At 64.2% G+C, this 19226-nt stretch carries 18 protein-coding genes; 11 read left to right on the top strand and 7 right to left on the bottom strand.

Going from position 1 to position 19226, the window contains the following annotated elements; genetic code table 11:
- Window positions 1-80: 80 nt before the first annotated feature.
- From ACQ4MS_RS10710 to ACQ4MS_RS10760, 11 genes are read left to right on the top strand one after another with little or no spacing between them, the layout of a single operon-like run.
- A complete protein-coding gene (locus ACQ4MS_RS10710; protein ID WP_431099485.1) occupies window positions 81-902 on the top strand; it encodes an ABC transporter ATP-binding protein in 822 nt (273 codons plus the stop codon).
- A gap of 29 nt (window positions 903-931) precedes the next feature.
- Window positions 932-1156, top strand: a complete 225-nt coding sequence (locus tag ACQ4MS_RS10715; RefSeq protein WP_431099486.1) for an AtzG-like protein — start codon at window positions 932-934, stop codon at window positions 1154-1156.
- Window positions 1153-2556 carry an AtzE family amidohydrolase gene (locus tag ACQ4MS_RS10720; RefSeq protein ID WP_431099487.1) on the top strand — a complete coding sequence of 468 codons (1404 nt, stop codon included), beginning with the start codon at window positions 1153-1155 and terminating at the stop codon, window positions 2554-2556. Before ACQ4MS_RS10715 ends, ACQ4MS_RS10720 begins: the two co-directional genes overlap by 4 nt.
- Window positions 2553-2939 (top strand): oxalurate catabolism protein HpxZ, encoded by a 387-nt coding sequence (gene hpxZ / locus ACQ4MS_RS10725; RefSeq protein ID WP_431099488.1) that lies wholly within the window; start codon window positions 2553-2555, stop codon window positions 2937-2939. The genes ACQ4MS_RS10720 and hpxZ overlap by 4 nt, the downstream gene beginning before the upstream one ends.
- Window positions 2940-2978: 39 nt before the next feature.
- A complete protein-coding gene (locus ACQ4MS_RS10730) occupies window positions 2979-4082 on the top strand; it encodes a BMP family ABC transporter substrate-binding protein (protein ID WP_431099489.1) in 1104 nt (367 codons plus the stop codon).
- Window positions 4083-4122: 40 nt separating this feature from the next.
- Entirely contained in the window at window positions 4123-5214 is a 1092-nt protein-coding gene (locus ACQ4MS_RS10735) for an ABC transporter permease (RefSeq protein WP_431099490.1), read from the top strand.
- Window positions 5211-6131, top strand: a complete 921-nt coding sequence (locus tag ACQ4MS_RS10740; protein ID WP_431099491.1) for an ABC transporter permease — start codon at window positions 5211-5213, stop codon at window positions 6129-6131. Before ACQ4MS_RS10735 ends, ACQ4MS_RS10740 begins: the two co-directional genes overlap by 4 nt.
- Window positions 6132-6158: 27 nt before the next feature.
- A complete protein-coding gene (gene biuH, locus ACQ4MS_RS10745; protein ID WP_431099492.1) occupies window positions 6159-6854 on the top strand; it encodes a biuret amidohydrolase in 696 nt (231 codons plus the stop codon).
- Entirely contained in the window at window positions 6851-8479 is a 1629-nt protein-coding gene (locus ACQ4MS_RS10750) for an ABC transporter ATP-binding protein (protein ID WP_431099493.1), read from the top strand. Before biuH ends, ACQ4MS_RS10750 begins: the two co-directional genes overlap by 4 nt.
- Window positions 8480-8525: 46 nt before the next feature.
- Entirely contained in the window at window positions 8526-9215 is a 690-nt protein-coding gene (locus ACQ4MS_RS10755; protein ID WP_431099494.1) for a cysteine hydrolase family protein, read from the top strand.
- 9 nt (window positions 9216-9224) lie between these two features.
- On the top strand, window positions 9225-9956 hold the full coding sequence (locus ACQ4MS_RS10760; RefSeq protein ID WP_431099495.1) for a GntR family transcriptional regulator: 732 nt from the start codon (window positions 9225-9227) through the stop codon (window positions 9954-9956).
- Window positions 9957-9973: 17 nt separating this feature from the next.
- Here ACQ4MS_RS10760 and ACQ4MS_RS10765 read toward each other — a convergent pair whose 3' ends face one another.
- From ACQ4MS_RS10765 to mmsA, 7 genes are all read right to left on the bottom strand, one after another.
- The gene (locus ACQ4MS_RS10765; protein WP_431099496.1) at window positions 9974-10903 is read right to left on the bottom strand and encodes a dihydrodipicolinate synthase family protein; all 930 of its coding nucleotides are present in this window, start codon (window positions 10901-10903) and stop codon (window positions 9974-9976) included.
- Window positions 10904-10958: 55 nt separating this feature from the next.
- Entirely contained in the window at window positions 10959-12692 is a 1734-nt protein-coding gene (locus ACQ4MS_RS10770; RefSeq protein WP_431099497.1) for an IlvD/Edd family dehydratase, read from the bottom strand.
- Between the two features lie 22 nt (window positions 12693-12714).
- On the bottom strand, window positions 12715-13749 hold the full coding sequence (gene yjfF, locus ACQ4MS_RS10775; RefSeq protein WP_431099498.1) for a galactofuranose ABC transporter, permease protein YjfF: 1035 nt from the start codon (window positions 13747-13749) through the stop codon (window positions 12715-12717).
- Window positions 13746-14759: an ABC transporter permease gene (locus ACQ4MS_RS10780; RefSeq protein WP_431099575.1), complete on the bottom strand. Its 1014-nt coding sequence runs from the start codon at window positions 14757-14759 to the stop codon at window positions 13746-13748. Before ACQ4MS_RS10780 ends, yjfF begins: the two co-directional genes overlap by 4 nt.
- A gap of 70 nt (window positions 14760-14829) precedes the next feature.
- Entirely contained in the window at window positions 14830-16356 is a 1527-nt protein-coding gene (locus ACQ4MS_RS10785; protein WP_431099499.1) for a sugar ABC transporter ATP-binding protein, read from the bottom strand.
- 55 nt (window positions 16357-16411) lie between these two features.
- Entirely contained in the window at window positions 16412-17629 is a 1218-nt protein-coding gene (gene mmsB, locus ACQ4MS_RS10790) for a multiple monosaccharide ABC transporter permease (protein ID WP_431099500.1), read from the bottom strand.
- 1 nt (window position 17630) lies between these two features.
- Window positions 17631-19136, bottom strand: coding sequence for a multiple monosaccharide ABC transporter ATP-binding protein (gene mmsA, locus ACQ4MS_RS10795; protein ID WP_431099576.1), 1506 nt, complete (start codon window positions 19134-19136; stop codon window positions 17631-17633).
- Window positions 19137-19226: the final 90 nt, after the last annotated feature.

A 19226-nucleotide genomic window follows, 5' to 3' on the forward strand; every position in this document is an offset into this window, starting at 1 on the left:
GCAAAGCCGGTTCCGCGGCCCCTGCTTGAAGGGAACCCTGCCTGCTGCTCTATCAACGCTGAATTCCACTGGAGTTGGACATGTCCGTTGTAATTAACGCCCCCGTATTCGCCGACGTCCCGGTGCGCGAGTTCCAGCCCGGCCCGGCCGGCACGCACATCACGATTCGCGGCCTGACCAAGTACTTCGCCGGCTGGCCGCTGTATGAAGACTTCAACCTGGACATCCCCAAACACAAGATCGTCTCGGTGTTCGGCCCCAACGGTTGCGGCAAATCCACGCTGATCAACATGATCGCCGGGCTGATTCCGATCGACAAGGGCGAGATCCTGTTTGACGGCAAGTCACTCAAGGACACGAAAATCGGCTACGTCTTCCAGAACTACCGCGAGGCCATGTTCCCGTGGATGCGCACCATCGACAACATCGCCTATCCGCTCAAGCTCGAAGGAAAATCCAAGGCCGAGGTAGACAGGCGCATGGCCGAGCTGGTGGCCTCCTTCGACGTGAAGTTCGACCTGAACCGCTACCCGTATGAACTCTCGGGCGGCCAGCAGCAGACGGCCTCCATCATGCGGGCGCTGGCGAATAACCCCGAGGTGCTGTTCCTCGATGAGCCTTTCTCGGCGCTGGATTTCGAGATGACGTTGTTCATCCGCGAAAAGCTGCAGGAAGTCTTCATACAGACCGGCACCACCATGCTGCTGGTGTCGCACGACCTGGAAGAAGCCGTCTACCTGGCCGACCAGGTGTTGCTGCTGACCAAGCGCCCGACGCGCGTGGCCGAGATCCTGCCCTACGGCGACGCGCGCCCGCGCACGGTCGAGACGCTGTCCGAGGCCAGCTTTATCAGCACCAAAAAACTCAGCCTGGAAATCTTCCAGCGTGAAGTGCGGCGCTGAGGCACGGCATTGAGAAAGCCGCAGACATGATGATGGACGAAACAACCATTGCAAGTTACGTCGAAGGCGCCGCCGCGGTGCTGGGTCTGCCGCTGCCACCGGATCGCGCGGCACGCGTGGCCGCCCATCTGCAGCGCACCGCCGCCATGGCCGCGCTGCTGGACGCGGCGCCGCTGGCCCCGCACGACGAACCGGCCGAAATCTACTGCCCGGCGGCCTTTCCGTCCAGCAACGGTGGGCGTGAGCATCCATGAAAAATATGCCGTTTGATGCGTCCGCCATGGCCGCAGCAGTTGCGGCGGGGCAGGTCAGCGCGCGTGAACTGCTGGACGCCAGCCTGGCGTGCATAGCCCGCACGGATGGCCGGGTCAATGCCTTCACCGAAACAACCCGCACCCGGGCCCGCGCCGAAGCCGACGCCGTGGACGCGCAACGGTCGCGAGGCGAAGCCCTGGGACCGCTGGCCGGTGTGCCCTATGCGGTCAAGAACCTGTTCGACATCGAGGGACTGACCACACTGGCGGGCTCGAAAATCAACCGGGGCCTGCCCGCGGCTTCGGCCGATGCGGTGTTGGTCTCGCAGATGAAAGCCGCTGGCGCCGTTCTGGTCGGGGCGCTGAACATGGACGAATACGCCTACGGCTTCACCACCGAAAACACGCATTACGGCCCCTGCCGCAACCCGCACGACCTGACGCGTATCGCCGGCGGCTCGTCGGGCGGCTGTGGCGCGGCGGTCGCGGCCGGACAGGTGCCCGTCACCCTGGGCTCGGACACCAACGGTTCGATCCGCGTGCCTTCGTCGCTGTGCGGCGTCTGGGGCCTGAAGCCGACGTTTGGACGTCTCTCGCGCCGCGGCAGTTATCCCTTTGTGCACAGCATCGACCACCTGGGGCCGCTCGCCGGCAGCCTGGGCGGGCTGGCACTGGCCTACGACGCGCTGCAGCTGCCCGATCCGCTGGATCCGGGCAGCCATGCGCTGCGCGTGCAGACGGTATCGCCGGTTCTGGGCAAGGGCGTCGCCGGCCTGCGCATCGGTGTGCTGGATGGATACTTTCACGACAATGCCGGGCCCGAAGCGCGCGAAGTGGTGGCGCTCGCCGCCAGGGCGCTGGGTGCGCTATCCGAAGTTCAGTGGCCCGCCGCCGCCCTGGCGCGCGCGGCGGCCTTCATCATCACCGCGAGCGAAGGCGGCAGCCTGCACCTGGGCGACCTGCGCACGCGTGCCGACGATTTCGAGCCGCTCTCGGTGGACCGCTTCATCGCCGGCGCGCTGCAGCCGGTGGACTGGTACCTGCGCGCGCAGCGCTTTCGCCGCAGCTACCGTGACAAGGTCAACGCGCTGTTCCAGGACTGGGACGTATTGCTCACGCCCGCCACGCCGGTCAGCGCCACGGTCATCGGCACCGAATGGCTGGACATCAATGGCGTGCGCCAGCCCTGCCGCGCCGCGATGGGACTGCTCACACAACCCATTTCTTTTTCCGGCTGCCCCGTGGTCACTGCACCCCTATGGCCGGCAGCCAGCGGCATGCCGATAGGCGTGCAGATCATTGCCGCGCCCTGGCGCGAAGACCTGGCCTTCCAGGCTGCGCAGGTGCTTGGCGACGCGGGCGTGGCATGCGTCCGGCCCGTCACATCGGTGAATCCATGAGCCCCAGCCTTGCCATCAACCTCCCCGACGTCCTGGCCGAAGTCACGGCGGTATTTGCGTGCTATGAGGATGCGCTCGTCAACAACAAAGTGGACGTGCTCGACGAACTGTTCTGGAACAGCCCGCACACCTTGCGCTACGGCGCAACGGAAAACCTCTACGGCTACGCCGACATACAGGCCTTCCGCGCGGGACGGCCGGCGCAGGGCCTGGAGCGCCTCTTGCTGAAAACCGTGATCACCACCTACGGCCGCGACATGGCGACCGCCAATGCCGAGTTCCAGCGCGCGGGCAGCGCCAGAACCGGCCGGCAGAGCCAGACCTGGATGCGCACGCCCGAGGGCTGGCGTGTGGTTGCCGCCCACGTAAGCCTTCTTGCCTGAGTTTCATTTCCTTGACCTCGTAACCCTGGAGCATTGACCATGAGCAACTTCCCCAACCGCCGCGATTCGATCAAGACCCTGGCCGCGCTCGGCGCCGCGGCCACCGGCCCGTTTGCCTTTGCGCAAAAGCCCCTGACCGTAGGCGTGATCTACGTCGGCCCGCGCGACGACTACGGCTACAACCAGGCCCAGGCCCAGGCCGCGGCCGAGCTCAAGAAGATGCCGGGCATCAAAGTCGTGGAGGAAGAAAACGTGCCCGAGACCGCGGCCGTGCAGAAGACCATGACCGGCATGATCGCGCAGGACGGCGCCTCGCTGGTGTTTCCGACCTCCTTCGGTTATTTCGATCCGCACATGCTGGCCGTGGCCGCCAAGTTCCCCGACGCGCGCTTCGCGCATTGCGGCGGCATGTGGACCGAAGGCAAGCATCCCAAGAACACGGCCAGCTACTTCGGCTACATCGACGAGTGCCAGTTCCTGAACGGCGTGATCGCCGGCCACATGACCAAGAGCAACAAGATTGGCTTCATCGCCGCCAAGCCGATCCCGCAGGTGCTTCGCAATATCAATGCCTTCGTCATGGGCGCACGCTCCGTCAAGCCCGGCATCACCGCCAGCGCGATCTTCACCGGCGACTGGTCCATGCCGGTCAAGGAGGCCGAAGCCACCAACAGCCTGGCCGACCAGGGCGTGGACGTGTTCACCATGCATGTGGACAGCCCGAAAGTCATCGTGGAGACCGCCGCCAAACGCGGCAAGATGGTCTGCGGCTACCACGCCAGCCAGGCAAAGCTCGCCCCCAACGCCTACCTGACCGGCGCCGAGTGGAACTGGCTCACGGCCTACACCACTTTTGTAGAAGCCGCGCGCAGCGGCAAGCCGCACCCCAACTTCATACGCGGCGGCCTGAAAGACGGCTACGTGAAGATGTCGGCCTACGGCCCCACGGTGACCGATGTGGCCAAAAAGCAGGCCGACGGCGTCAAGGCACAGATGGTGGCAGGCCGTTTCGACATCTTCAAGGGCCCGCTCAAGGACAACAAGGGCGCAACCATTGTTCCGGCCGGCAAGGTCTTCAAGCAGACTGACCTGGAGCTCGAGAAGATGAACTACCTCGTCGAAGGCGTGATCGGCTCCGTGTGAGCCGGCGGCTGATCCTGCGAGCCTGAGACTTCCGCCATTCATGCGCCACCCCTTCGCCAATTTCCTGCTGCCGGTCGGCGCCATCATCGCGGCGCTGGGGGTCTTCGGGGTTTTCGTCTGGTTCGCCGGCGTCAGCCCGCTGGAAGTCTGGCTGCTGCTGTTCAAGGGCGCGTTCGGCGACTGGTATTCCTGGCAGAACACGCTGCAGCGCGCCGCGCCGCTGATGCTCACGGCCCTGTGTGTCGCCATCCCGGCGCGTGCGGGTTTGACGGTCATCGGCGGTGAAGGCGCGGTGGTGCTGGGCGGGCTGGCCTGCGCCGGTCTGGCGCAAGGGCTGCCGCTGCCCGCCAACATGGTGGGCACGGTGATGGTCTGCCTGGCCGCCGCGCTGGCCGGCGCCTTGTGGATAGCGCTGGCCGGCTGGCTGCGGCAGTACCGGGGCATCAACGAAACCATCAGCAGCCTGCTGTTGGCCTATGTGGCTGTCGGCCTGTTCAAGCACCTGGTCGAAGGGCCGCTGCGCGACCCGTCCAGCCTGAATAAGCCGTCGACCTTTTCGCTGGCCGAAGGCCTGCGCATCGGCGGCATCGCCGGCTCCGACGTGCACTGGGGGCTGGTGATCGGCGTGCTGGCCTGCCTGGCGGCGGGACTGTGGCTTCGGGTAACGCCCTCGGGCTTCGCGGTGCGCGTGGTCGGCGGCAACCCGCGCGCGGCGCAACTCGTCGGGTTGCCGGCGTCCAGGCTGATCTTGCTGGCCTGCGCGTTGGGCGGGGCCTGTGCCGGACTGGCCGGCGCCGTCGAGGTCGCGGCGGTGCACACCAATGCCAACGCCGCCCTGATTGCGGGTTACGGCTACGCCGGCATCCTGGTGGCCTTCATCGCACGCCAGCATCCCGTGGCCATCATCCCGGTGGCCATCCTCTTCGGTGGTTTTGGCGCGGCCGGCAGCCTGCTGCAGCGCCGCCTGGGCCTGCCCGATGCCTCGGTGCTGGTGCTGCAAGGCATCGCCTTTGTGCTGATCCTGGCCAGCGAGGCCCTGCGCGGCGTGGACTGGAAAGCCTTTTTTGCGCTTATCAGCCGTTTCGGCCCTTCAGAGCCAAGCCCGATTCTTTTGCCGGAGGACACGCCATGACCGCCGACCAGCTCCTGATCTTTTTCGCCGGCATCGTCGGCGGCGCGCTGCGCGTCGGCGCGCCTTTCCTCTTTGTCAGCCTGGGCGAATGCATCACCGAAAAATCCGGCCGTATCAACCTGGGGCTGGAAGGCGTGCTGGTGCTGTCTGCCATGTCGGCTTTCGGCGCCTCCTGGCTCTCGGGTTCGCCCTGGATCGGTGTGCTGGCGGCCGCGGCCACAGGCGCGCTGCTGGCCACACTGCACGGCATCCTCTGCTCGCTGCCGGGGGTCAACGACATTGCCACCGGCATTGCCTTGATGCTGCTGGGTACGGGCCTGGCCTTCTACCTGGGCAAGCCGCTGATCCAGCCGCAGGCGCCGCAACTGCCCGCCATCGCGCTGGGCAACTGGAGCGACTCGGCCGCCGTCCGCTCGGCGCTGCAGATCAATGCGCTGGTGCCGGTCGGGCTGGCGCTGGCCGTGGCCCTGTGGTGGGCCTTTGCCAACACACGCGCCGGCCTGCTGGTGCGCATGGCGGGGGATTCGGCCAACGCCGCGCGCTCCCTCGGGTATCCGGTGTCCGCCATCCGCATTGCCGCGACCGCCGCCGGCGGCCTGGTCGCGGGCCTGGGCGGCGCTTCGCTGACCCTTTTTTATCCCGGCAGCTGGAACGAAGGCATCTCCAGCGGCCAGGGCCTGATCGCGGTGGCGCTGGTGATCTTTGCGCGCTGGAGCCCTCTGCGCTGCGTCTACGCCTCGCTGTTGTTCGGCGGCGCCGGCGCCATCGGCCCGGCCCTGCAATCCATCGGCATCAACTGGGGTTACCACCTTTTCAACATCGTTCCCTATGTGCTCACACTGCTGATCCTGGTGATCACCTGCCGGCCCGGCACCGCCGTGAGCGGCAGCCCGGGTGAACTTTCCTCCACTCGTTAGTCCAGCACCGACAAAGAAAGCATCCCGATGGAACGCTTCGTCAATGCCAACCCCTACGCTTGGCCGTACAACGGCGACCTCCGGCCCGGCAATACCGCGCTCGTCGTCATCGACATGCAGATCGATTTCTGCGGTGAAGGCGGCTACGTGGACAAGATGGGCTATGACATCTCGCTGACACGCGCGCCGATTGAGCCGCTCAAGACTTTGATGGCCAGTATGCGTGCTGCGGGCTACCACGTGATCCACACGCGCGAAGGCCACCGGCCCGACTTGTCTGACCTGCCGGCCAACAAGCGCTGGCGTTCGCGCCGCATCGGTGCGAACGGCGTGGGCATCGGCGATGACGGCCCCTGCGGACGCATCCTGGTGCGCGGCGAGCCGGGCTGGGAAATCATTCCCGAGCTGGCGCCGCTGCCCGGCGAAGTGGTGATCGACAAGCCCGGCAAGGGCTCGTTTTACGCCACCGACCTGGAAATGGTGCTGCGAATGCGCGGCATCGAAAACCTGATCCTCACCGGCATCACCACCGACGTCTGTGTGCACACCACCATGCGTGACGCCAACGACCGCGGCTTCGAGTGCCTGCTGCTGTCGGACTGCACCGCCGCCACCGACCGCGGCAACCATGAGGCGGCGCTGAAGATGATCACCATGCAGGGCGGCGTGTTCGGCGCGCATGCGGCGTCAAAGGCGGTGCTCGATGCGCTGGCAGCGCCATGAAAGGCGCCACGGCCGTCATCGGCAGCTTGCCCTCGGCCACCGGCGCGCTGGCGCTGGACATTTACCGTATGAGCATGCGTTTCGGCAGCTTCACGGCGCTGGACGGCGTCAGCATGAAAGTGGCGCCGGGAACGGTGCATGCGCTCCTCGGTGAAAACGGCGCGGGCAAGAGCACGCTGGTCAAATGCGTGGCGGGATTCCAGCGGCCTTCGGAAGGCAGCATCGTGATCGACGGCCGCGAACAGGCGGTCGCCAACCCGGTGGTGGCGCGCGCGCTGGGCATCGGCATGGTTTACCAGCATTTCACGCTGGCCCCCGGCATGACGGTTGCCGAGAACCTGCTGCTGGCCGGCGGCAAGACGCCTGCGCTGATCGACTGGACACAAAAACGCGCGGAGCTGGAAGCCTTTTTGCAAAGCACGCCCTTCCGGCTGGACCTGGACGCGCGCCCGCTGGACATGGCGGCCGGCGAGAAGCAGAAGCTCGAGCTGCTCAAGCAGCTTTACCTCAAGCCGCGCCTGCTGATCCTGGACGAGCCGACTTCGGTGCTGACGCCGCAAGAGGCCGACGAAGTGCTGGGCCATGTGCGCGACTTCGCCCGTGCCGGTCACTGCACGGTGCTCATCATTACCCACAAATTCCGCGAAGTCATGGCCTACGCCGACGACGTGACCGTCTTGCGCCGCGGCAAGGCCGTTCATGCCACATCGGTGCCGGCCACCGATCCGGCGCGGCTCGCGCAGGCCATGGTGGGAGATGCAGCGGCTGCCCGGCCCGAAGGCCCGGAGACAGCATCAAAAGCGCCCGCAACCGGCATCGTGCTGGCGCAAGCGGCTGTCGAGGGTGCGGCGCAGACCGCGTCACTTGAAGTTCAGGGCCTGCGGGTCATGGGCGACCGCGGCACACTCGCGGTGCACGACCTGAGCCTGTCGGTGCTTGCGGGCGAGATACTCGGCGTCGCCGGCGTGTCCGGCAATGGCCAGCGCGAACTGGTCGAAGCGCTGGTCGGCCAGCGGGCGCGCGCTGCCGGTGCGGTGCGGGTGGGCGGCGAGCCTTACGCCGCCACGCGGGGCGAGAACCATCGCCTGAAAGTGCGAAGCCTGCCCGAGGAGCCGCTGCGCAATGCCTGCGTGGGTGACCTCAGTGTGGCCGAAAACATGGCGCTGCGCGACTTCGACCGGCCGCCGCTGTACGCCGGGGGACGCTTGCGATTCGGGCTCTGGCGCAGCCGGGCGCGCGAATGGATCAAGGGCTACGGCATTAAGACCCAGGGCGAGAACGCACCCATCCGAAGCCTGTCGGGTGGCAATGTGCAGCGTGCCGTGCTGGCGCGAGAACTGCATGGCGAGATCAGGGTGCTGGTCGCCGCCAACCCGGTGTTCGGCCTGGACTTCGCCGCCGTGAAAGAAATCCACACCCGCCTGCGGGGGGTGGCGCAGCAGGGCGCGGCCGTACTGCTGATCAGCGAAGACCTGGACGAACTGCTTGAACTGGCCGACCGTATCGTGGTGATGAGCGAGGGGCGCGTCGTTTTCGAAACCGCGGCCGCGGGGGCCCAACGGCAAGTGCTGGGCTCGCATATGGGTGGTGGCCATCATCAACCTTCGACGGGGAGTTCGGTATGAACGTCAGCGCAAGCCCTTGCCCGTCTTCCCGAGAATCACCATCATCATGCAACTAGCCCAGGCCCAACCCTTTCCCTACAGCTTCAATCTGAAGTCCACCGCGCTGATCATCATCGACATGCAGCGCGACTTCATCGAGCCCGGCGGCTTCGGGGAAACGCTGGGCAACGATGTCTCGCTATTGCAAGCCATCGTGCCGGCCTGCAAGGCCGTGCTGGAGGCTTGGCGCCGCACCGGCGGACTGGTGGTGCACACCCGCGAGGCGCACCGGGCCGACCTGGCCGATTGCCCGCCCGCCAAGCGCGGCCGCGGCAACCCGGCCCTGCGTATCGGCGACATTGGGGCGATGGGCCGCATCCTGATTGCCGGCGAACCCGGAAACCAGATCATCCCCGCGCTCGCGCCGCTGCCCGGCGAGATCGCCATCGACAAGCCCGGCAAAGGCGCCTTCTATGCCACCGGCCTGCACGAACGGCTGCAGCAGGCCGGTATCACGCATCTGCTGTTCATGGGCGTCACCACCGAGGTCTGCGTGCAGACCTCCATGCGCGAAGCCAACGACCGCGGCTACGACAGCCTGCTGCTGGAAGACTGCACCGAAAGTTATTTTCCGGCCTTCAAGTCGGCGGCCGTGGCGATGATGCGCGCCCAGGGTGCCATCGTCGGCTGGACCGCCACCAGCGGCGAACTGCTGCCCGCGCTGGCGGCACTGCCGGCCCGAACCCAACACTGCTAGAGTTTCGCCATGCACATTACCTCCAGCCATCCCGCGAGCCTTGCCGGCGAACCCGCCTACCGCTCGCGTGCCGACGAGGTGTACGAAGAGCTCAAGCGCGACGTATCCGAGTTCAAGCTGGTGCCGGGCGACCGCTTCACCGAAACCGAGATCAGCGAACGCCTGGGTGTCTCGCGCACGCCGGTGCGCCAGGCGCTGTTCCGCCTGCAGCAGGAGGGCTTTGTCGAGGTGCTCTTTCGCAGCGGCTGGCGCGTGCTGCCGTTCGATTTCGACAAATTCGAGCAGCTCTACGACCTGCGCATGGTGCTGGAAACAACGGCCGTGCAGCGCCTGTGTGCCGGCAGCCAGGCGGTCGACACTGTGCTGCTCGATGAACTGGCGGCCATCTGGCTGGTGCCGGCAGCCCAGCGCAGCGCCGACCACGTGCAGGTCGGCCAGTGGGACGAAGCGTTTCATTGCGCGCTGGTAGAGGCGGCCGGCAATGCCGAAATGGCCCGCGTGCACCGCGACGTGACAGACCGCATCCGCATCATCCGCCGGCTCGACTTCATCAAGCAGCCGCGCGTCGACGCGACCTACGAGGAACACGCCAAGATCCTCAAGGCAATCCAGGCCAAGCGCGGCGACCAGGCGGCCATGCTGCTGCGCGCCCACATCGAGACCAGCCAGGCCGAAGTGCGCAAGATCACGCTGCACCAGGTCCACCTGGCTCGCCAGGCCGGGTCGGGAACGCCGGGTTGAAAGTCGCGTAGGCTTGCCTACCGCGCCCAGCGCAGCACCAGCGGGTCCAGCCGTCTGGCGGTCGCCAGCAGCCCTGCGCGCGTGTCCGGATGCATGGCCGGAAAAGGATGGCGCGGCGCCTCGCAGGCGATGACACCGCCTTCCTTCATCAACGTCTTGGCCGCCAGCAGCCCGGCCTGGCGGTTTTCGTAATTGATCAACGGAAGCCACTGCTGGTAAAGCGCGTAGGCCTTGTCATGGTCGCCGGTGCGATGTGCTTCGATGATGGGTCGGATGCCATCCGGATAAGCGCCGCCTGTCATGGAACCGGTGGCCCCGGCGTCCAGATCGGGTAGCAGGGTGATGGCTTCTTCGCCGTCCCAAGGCCCTTCCACCGCGTCGCCGCCCAAACGGATCAGTTCGCGCAGTTTGGACGCCGCGCCGGCGGTTTCGATCTTGAAATAGGCAACATGCTCGATCTCGCGGGCCATGCGCGCGAGGAAGGCGGCCGAAAGCACCGTGCCGCTGGCAGGGGCATCCTGGATCATGATGGGAATGTTCACGGCATCCGACAGCCGCGCATAAAACTCGTAAATCTGCTGCTCACCGACGCGAAAAGTGGCGCCGTGATACGGCGGCATGACCATCAGCATGGCGGCGCCCATGTCCTGCGCGCGGCGGCTGCGCTCTGCACAGATCTTCGTGCCGTAGTGCGTGGTAGTCACGATGATGGGCACGCGACCGGCCACATGTTCGAGGATGGTCCGCGTCAGGGTTTCGCGCTCTTCGTCCGAAAGCACGAACTGCTCGGAGAAATTCGCCAGGATGCAGATACCGTCGGAGCCGGCATCGATCATGAAGTCGATGCAGCGTTTCTGGCTTTCAAGGTCCAGTTCGCCCGTCTCGGTGAATGTGGTGGGGGCAACGGGGAAGATGCCGCGGTAGCGCGGCTGGTGAGACATGGTCATATGCGGGAATCAGGTTAAGGAGATTTCAGTGTTCACCGGTGGTGTGATCGCTGGTTCAGTGGGAGTGACGGGGAACTTCAGAGCCTCGGCAGCCGACGAGAAAGTCGAAATCGCAGCCCTCGTCGGCTTGCAGAACGTGGTCCACATACAGGCGCTGATAACCGCCGCGCATGCCTGCCGGAGCCTTTTCCAGGGCGGCGAGGCGTTCAGCCAGTTCGGCATCGCTGATGTCCAGGTGCAGGCGGCCGCCTTCGCAGTCGAGCTCGATCCAGTCACCGTCGCGCACCGCTGCCAGCGGCCCGCCTGCCGCTGCTTCAGGGGCCACATGCAACACCACGGTGCCGTAAGCGGTGCCGCTCATGCGGGCGTCCGAGATACGCACCATGTCCTTGACGCCCTGGCGCAGCAGCTTGGCTGGCAGGCCCATGTTGCCGACTTCGGCCATGCCGGGGTAACCTTTGGGGCCGCAGTTTTTCATGACCATGACACAGCTGGCGTCAATGTCGAGGTTTTCGTCGACGATGCGCTCCTTGTAGTGCTCAAGGTTTTCGAACACCACGGCACGGCCACGGTGTTTGAGCAGCTCCGGTGATGCCGCGGAAGGTTTCAGAACCGCCCCGCGCGGCGCCAGGTTGCCGCGCAGGATGCAGATGCCGCCGTCGGCGATCAAGGGGTTGTCGAGCGGCCGGATCACCTCGTCGTTGTATTGCGGTGCCTCGCGCACGTTATCCCAGATCGACTGACCATTGACGGTGAGCGCATTGGGGTGTGGCAGCAAGCTGTTTTCACCCAGGCGGCGCAATACGGCGGGCAGGCCGCCGGCATAGTAGAACTCTTCCATCAAGAAGCGGCCGGAAGGCTGCAGGTCGACGATGGTGGGGGTGTTGCGGCCAATGCGCGTCCAGTCTTCAAGGTCCAGTTGCACGCCCATGCGGCCCGCAATGGCCTTGAGATGAATCACCGCGTTGGTGGAGCCACCGATGGCGGCGTTGACGCGGATCGCATTTTCAAACGCTTCGCGTGTCAGAATTTTTGACAGCGTCAGACCCTCGCGCGCCATCTCGACGGCCCGAGCGCCCGACATTTGCGCCAGCACGTAACGGCGCGCATCCACTGCCGGGATGGCGGCATTGTGCGGCAGCGAGGTACCCAGCGCTTCGGCCATGCAAGCCATGGTGGAGGCCGTACCCATGGTGTTGCAGGTGCCTGCGGAGCGCGACATGCCGCCTTCGGCCGCCAGAAACTGGTGCAACTGGATTTCCCCGGCTTTGAGCGACTCGTGCAGCTGCCACACGGCTGTGCCTGAACCAATGTTCTTGCCTTCAAGCTTGCCATTGAGCATGGGGCCACCCGTCACCACAATGGCTGGGATGTCGCAACTCGCCGCTCCCATCAGGAGCGCCGGTGTGGTCTTGTCGCAGCCGGTGAGCAACACCACCGCGTCAATCGGATTGCCGCGAATCGCTTCTTCCACGTCCATGCTGGCAAGGTTGCGCGTGAGCATGGCCGTAGGCCGCAGGTTGGACTCGCCGTTGGAGAACACCGGGAACTCGACCGGAAAACCGCCTGCCTCGGAGATGCCGCGCTTCACATGTTCGGCGATCTTGCGGAAGTGGGCGTTGCAGGGCGTGAGTTCCGACCAGGTGTTGCAGATGCCGATGATGGGGCGGCCATCGAACTCATGGTCGGGAATGCCCTGGTTCTTCATCCAGCTGCGGTACATGAAGCCGTTTTTGTCGGCTGATCCGAACCATTCGGTGGAGCGTAGTTTTCGCTTGGTGTTTGTCATGGGGTTGTCTGGTCGATTGGGTTCAGGAGGATTTGGGTGTGCGATTTGCCAGCAGCCGTTGCAACAGGCAAAAAACAAACAGCAACACGCCGACGACAATGCGCGTCCACCAGGAACTGAGGGTACCGTCAAAAGAAATCAGGGTCTGGATGATGCCGAGCATCAGCACCCCAAACAGGGTGCCGGCCACATAGCCCACGCCGCCGCTGAGCAGGGTGCCGCCAATCACGACTGCGGCAATGGCGTCAAGCTCCATGCCGGTTGCGTGCAGGCCATAGCCCGAGAGCATGTAAAAAGTGAAAACCACACCTGCCAACGCCGAGCAAAATCCCGAAAGTGTGTAGACCCCGATCAGTGTCCCGCGTACCGGCAGGCCCATCAGCAGCGCCGACTGCTCGCTGCCGCCGACGGCATACACCGCACGGCCAAAAGAGGTGCAGTGTGCGATGAACACCGCCGCCAGCAGCACCACGATGGCGATCACGGCACTCAAGGAAAGCGAGGCGTCTTCCCACAATGGAATGCGCAGCTGCGAGAGCTCGGAATAGAACTCGTTGGTGATGCTGATGGAGTCGACGCTGATCAGGTAGCACAGGCCACGCGCAAGAAACATCCCGGCCAGCGTCACGATGAAAGGCTGCAGGCGAAAGCGCTCGATCAGAAAACCCATGAAGGCGCCGAAAACCGTGCCCATGAGCAACACGAGCGGAATCACCGCGGCCAGGCTCCACCCGTGGTGCTCTACCAGCGCGGCCGACACCATGGTGGTCAAAGCCACCACGGAACCCACGGACAGGTCAATGCCGCCCGACAGGATGACGAACGTCATGCCCACAGCGATGATGATCAAAAAGGCGTTGTCAACCAGCAGGTTGAGAAAGACCTGAGCGGAAAAGAACCCGCTGTAGAGCACCGAACCCATGGTCGCCATCGCGACGAAGAGCGATATGGTGGCTGCCAGTGGCAGGTATTTGGGATTGAAGCGGGACGCCGGCACCACAGGCTTTACCTGCCTGACAGTGGCTTCTGCGCCGGGCTTGGCGGCAGTCGTGTTCATGGCCGGCCCCCCCGCGCGGCGGGGCGCCGCATCCACATACCGATCTCGGCCCGGAATTCAGGCGACTGCAGCAGCATCACCACGAACACGACCACGGCCTTGACCACCAGATTGATCTCAGGGGGAACACCCAGCGAATAGATGGCGTAAGTCAGCGTCTGGATGATTAGCGCACCAATCACACTTCCCACCAGACTGAAACGCCCACCGGTAAGTGCGGTGCCGCCCAGCGTAACGGCCAAAATCGCGTCAAGCTCCAGCAGCTGGCCCGCATTGTTGCCGTCGGCGCTTTTGACGTTGGAGCTGATCAGCAAGCCCGCAATGCCCGCGCACAAGCCGCAAAAAGCATAGGCGGCGATGATCAGGCGTCGGGCCTGTACACCGGCCACTCGCGCGGCGGTCGGATTGATGCCCACAGCCTGGACGAACAGTCCGAGGGCTGTGCGCGTCACCGCGAGGTACAGAAGTGCAAAGACCACCGCCACGATGAAAAGCGAGAAAGGCAGTCCCAGCAGGTAGCCACTGCCGAGGAAGAAGAACGGCGCGTAGTAAATGGTGATGATCTGTCCGCCGGTGATGAGCTGCGCGATGCCGCGGCCGGCCACCATGAGGATCAGCGTGGCGATGATCGGTTGCATGCCAACCCTGGCGACCAGCACCCCGTTCCACAGCCCGCACAGCAGTGCAATACCCAGCGCCGCCAGAATGGCCAGCGGCATCGGGAAACGGCTCACACTTCCCGATACGGACCCGCCTATCATCCAGGCGGCCACTGCGGCCGCGATGGCCACCACGGCGCCCACCGAAATATCAATGCCGCGGGTGGCGATCACCATCGTCATGCCCAAAGACACCAGCACCAGTGGTGCTGCGCGGTTGAGGATGTCGATCAGGCTGCCGTACAAATGGCCGTCACGCCATTCGACGTGCAGAAAACCGGGGTTGAAGCCGGTATTAACGGCCAGCAGCAGGAACAGCGTGATGAGTGGCCAGGCCAGGCGGTGCCGCATGGCTGTGGCCAGGAATGCCCACCGTGCGGCTGAGGCGCCGGCGGCGCTTCGGGGGTGTTTTATTTCAACTTCAGACATGTTCGGCCGCAATCAGTTCATAGACGGTGTCTTCGCTGCTGCCCGCGGGCAGTTCACCCACCTTGCGGCGGTCACGCAGCACCACGATGCGGTGCGCTACCCGCACCACCTCGCTCATTTCGGACGAGATGAAAACCACGGCCATTCCCGCCTGGGCCAGGCTCAGGATCTGCTCCATGATTTCCTGCTTCGCGGCCACGTCGATGCCGCGCGTAGGCTCGTCCAGGATCAGCAGGCGCGGCTCGGTCGCGAGCCAGCGCGCGATCATGGCTTTTTGCTGGTTGCCGCCCGACAGCAGGCCGATGGGGGTGTCCACGCTCGCAGTCTTGATGCCCATCGCCTGGACAAAGCGCTCGGCCAACGCGGTTTGTTCGGCCCGGGAAAGAAAACGGCGCATGCCCATGCGGGCTTGCAGCGCCAGCGCGATGTTCTCACGGACCGACAGTTCGGCCACAATGCCATCGGTTTTGCGTTCCTCGGGGCACAGAGCCAGTCCGTGCCGGATCGCATCAGCAGGGCTGGAAAAATTCACCGCCTTGCCGTCGATCCTGAGCACACCGCGGTCCGGTGCCTCCAGTCCAAACAACAAGCGCGCCAGCTCGGTACGGCCTGCGCCCAACAAACCAGCCAGCCCCACGACCTCACCGGAGCGAACGCGCAGGTCCACAGGCTGAAGCTGGCCGGCCTGGCCCAGGCCTTCGGCCTGCAGAAGCGCCGGCACGGTCTCGTCAAACGCCGGGGACACTGCGGTAGCCGCGGACTGTTCGGCCAGCTCCCGGCCCAGCATGGCTGTGATCAATGCTTGCGGCCCCAGCTCGCTGGCTCGCCACTCCCCTACCCAGGTGCCGTTGCGCAGCACCGTGATGCGGTCCGACACCGCGTAAACCTGGTTCAGGAAGTGGGTCACAAAAACGATGGCGAGCCCGTCATCGCGCAGGCGGCGCAATACCTCAAAAAGTTTTTGTACTTCGTCGTCATCGAGGCTGGAAGTCGGCTCGTCGAGAATCAGGACCTTTGATTCAATGCTGATGGCGCGTGCGATGGCGACAAGCTGCTGCACCGCAACGGGGTAGCTGGACAGCAGGCGCGTGACGTCGATGTCCAGGCCGATACGCACCACCAGTTCCCGCGCGCGGCGGTTCACCTGAGCCCAGTCGATGCGAAACCCCTGCAACATGCCGCGCCGCGGATAACGGCCGGCAAAGATGTTTTCGGCCACCGAGAGGTTAGGGCAAAGATTGACTTCCTGGTAAACCGTGCTGATGCCCAGGCGCTGCGCGGCCAACGGGGAGTTCGGCCACACTGCTTTGCCGGCCAGCTGCATCTGGCCGCCGCTGGCTTCCAGTACACCGGTCAGGACCTTGATGAGCGTGGATTTGCCCGCGCCGTTTTGCCCCATCAGGGCGTGGATCTCGCCGGGGTACAGGCGCAAACGCACATCGCGCAACGCCGCAATACCCGCAAACTGTTTATGAATGCCCGTGAGCTCCAGCACGGGGGTAGTATTGGCCGGGTTCATAAGGCAGCCTCCGCGTTACACGCCGCGGTATTCGCCTTCGGAGCTGCCGGGTGGTTCATGCCTTGTTCTTGTTGTAAACATCGACAAACACAGCGGCCAGCAATACGACACCCTTGATAACCTGCTGGTAGTCGATGCCGATGCCGAGGATGGACATGCCGTTGTTCATTACGCCCATCACGAATGCGCCGATCACTGCCCCCATGACCTTGCCCACGCCGCCCGAAGCCGAGGCTCCGCCGATGAAACAGGCAGCGATCACGTCCAGCTCGAAGCCCAGACCGGCCTTTGGCGTGGCGGTGTTCAGTCGCGCGGCAAACACCAGGCCCGCCAGCGCCGCCAGCACGCCCATGTTCACAAAGGTGTAGAAGGCGAGGCGCTCGGTCTTGATGCCCGAGAGCTTGGCCGCCTTTTCGTTGCCGCCCAATGCGTATACGCGCCGTCCGACGGTGGTGTGGCCCGTGATGAAATGAAACAGGAAGATCAGCACGGCCATCACGATCAGTACATTGGGCAGCCCCCTGTATGAGGCCAGCAGGTAGCTGAAATAAATCAGCAGTGCGGCGAACAACGCGGTTTTGACAAAGAAGAAAACGGCGGGTTCGGCCTGGATGCCGTGTTTGAGCTGGCTGGCACGCGCGCGCAGGCCGGCCACTGCCAGCACGGCGGCAAGCACCACGCCCAGCAGCAGCGAAGTCATGCGAAGGCCTTCGCTGCTCAGCAGGTCGGGCATGAAACCGGAACTGAGCGCCTGGAAGGACTCGGGAAAGGGGCCCACCGACTGGCCCTGCAACAGCGCCAACGCCAGGCCCTTGAACACCAGCATGCCCGCCAGCGTGACGATAAAGGAGGGAATGCGGAAGAAGGCGACGAACCACCCCTGTGCGGCGCCGATCAACGCGCCGCAGGCCAGGCACAGCAGTGAGGCAGGCACGAAATGCCAGTCGTACTGAACCATCAGAACGGCTGCCAGTGCGCCAATGAACCCACACACGGACCCTACCGACAGGTCGATATGCCCCGCCACAATGACCAGCAGCATGCCCAGTGCCATGATGACGATGTAGCTGTTTTGCAGCACCAGGTTGGTGAGGTTGAGGGGCTGCATCAGCGTACCCTCGGTCATGTACTGGAAGAAGGCCATGATGGCCACCAGCGTGATCAGCATGCCGAATTCGCGGAAGTTGTGCTTCAGGTAGTCGAGCGGGGACTTGCCGCTTTCGGAGGTGGTTTGGGCCGGGGGCGCGGCGGCAGTAGAAGGTTTGTTGTTCATTTCAGCTTGCTTTCATGATCGCGCGCATGATCTTTTCCTGGGAGGCCTCGGCTGTCGGCATCTCGGCAATAAATCTGCCTTCGTTCATGACGTAGATGCGGTCCGACATGCCAAGCAGCTCGGGCATTTCCGAGGAGATGACGATGATGCATTTCCCTTCGGCCGCAAGCTGGGCCATCAGGGTATAAATTTCGTATTTGGCGCCGACATCGATGCCGCGGGTGGGCTCGTCGAGGATCAGCACCTCGGGGCTGGTGAAGAGCCATTTGCTCAACACCACTTTCTGCTGGTTTCCGCCCGACAGGTTGAGAACTTTCTGGCCAACGCTTGAGCAGCGTATGCGGAGTTTTTCGCGGTAACTTTGCGCAACCTGGTATTCCCGGCCGCTGTCGATCACGGCGGCGGTTGAAATGCCCTTGAGGTTGGCCAATGAGACGTTGAACTGGATGTCCTCGTTCAGGACCAGTCCGTTACCCTTTCGGTCTTCCGTCACATAGGCCAGGCCGTGGCGAACCGATTTTTCCACCGTGCTCACGTCGATAGGCTGGCCGTTCAACAGAACCTGTCCACTGATGCGGCGCCCCCATGAGCGGCCAAAAATACTCATGGCGAGCTCGGTGCGACCCGCACCCATCAGCCCGGCAATGCCGACGATTTCACCGCGCCGCACCTGCAGGTTGACGCCTTTGATCACCTGCCTGTCGGTGTGCAGTGGGTGGTAGACATTCCAGTCGCGCACCTCAAACACGGCCTGGCCGATTTGTGGCTGGCGCGGCGGGTAGCGGTCGGCCATCTCACGGCCCACCATGCCGCGAATGACGCGGTCCTCACTGATGGCCTCGGCGCGGCAGTCCAGTGTTTCCACGGTACTGCCATCGCGCAGGATGGTAATGGCATCCGCCACGCGCGAAATTTCATTGAGCTTGTGCGAAATGAGGATGCAGGTGATGCCCTGGCCTTTGAGTTCCAGCAGCAGATCCAGCAACGCCTGGCTGTCACCTTCATTGAGGCTGGCGGTAGGCTCGTCCAGAATGAGCAGCTTGACCTGTTTGGACAAGGCCTTGGCAATTTCCACCAACTGCTGTTTACCCACGCCGATGTCCGTAATCAGCGTAGCGGGTGATTCCTTGAGGCCCACTTTTTTCAGCAGAGCTTGCGTCTTGCTGTGCGCGGCCATCCAATCGATTACCCCGCGCTGCGCAGTCTCGTTACCGAGGAAAATGTTCTCGGCGATGGATAACAGCGGCACCAGCGCCAGCTCCTGGTGGATGATGATGACACCCAGCTGTTCGCTGTCGTGGATGCCGAGAAACTCCCGCTCCTGGCCTTCATAAACGATGTCGCCGCTGTAGGATCCGTGCGGATAGACCCCGGAGAGTACCTTCATCAAGGTCGATTTTCCGGCGCCATTTTCCCCGACGATGGCATGGATCTCACCGGCGCGCACGCGCAGGTTGACCTTGTTCAGCGCGACTACCCCCGGGAAGGTTTTTCGGATGTCGCGCATCTCGAGAATCGTTTCCAATGCCTGTCCTTTGATGCAAAGGTGATTGCCACCCCTTTGACGTTGACAGTCTCGCGCCCTGCGGCACGAGAC

The sequence above is a fragment of the Polaromonas aquatica genome, from assembly GCF_050626995.1.
Taxonomy (GTDB): domain Bacteria; phylum Pseudomonadota; class Gammaproteobacteria; order Burkholderiales; family Burkholderiaceae_C; genus Polaromonas; species Polaromonas aquatica_A.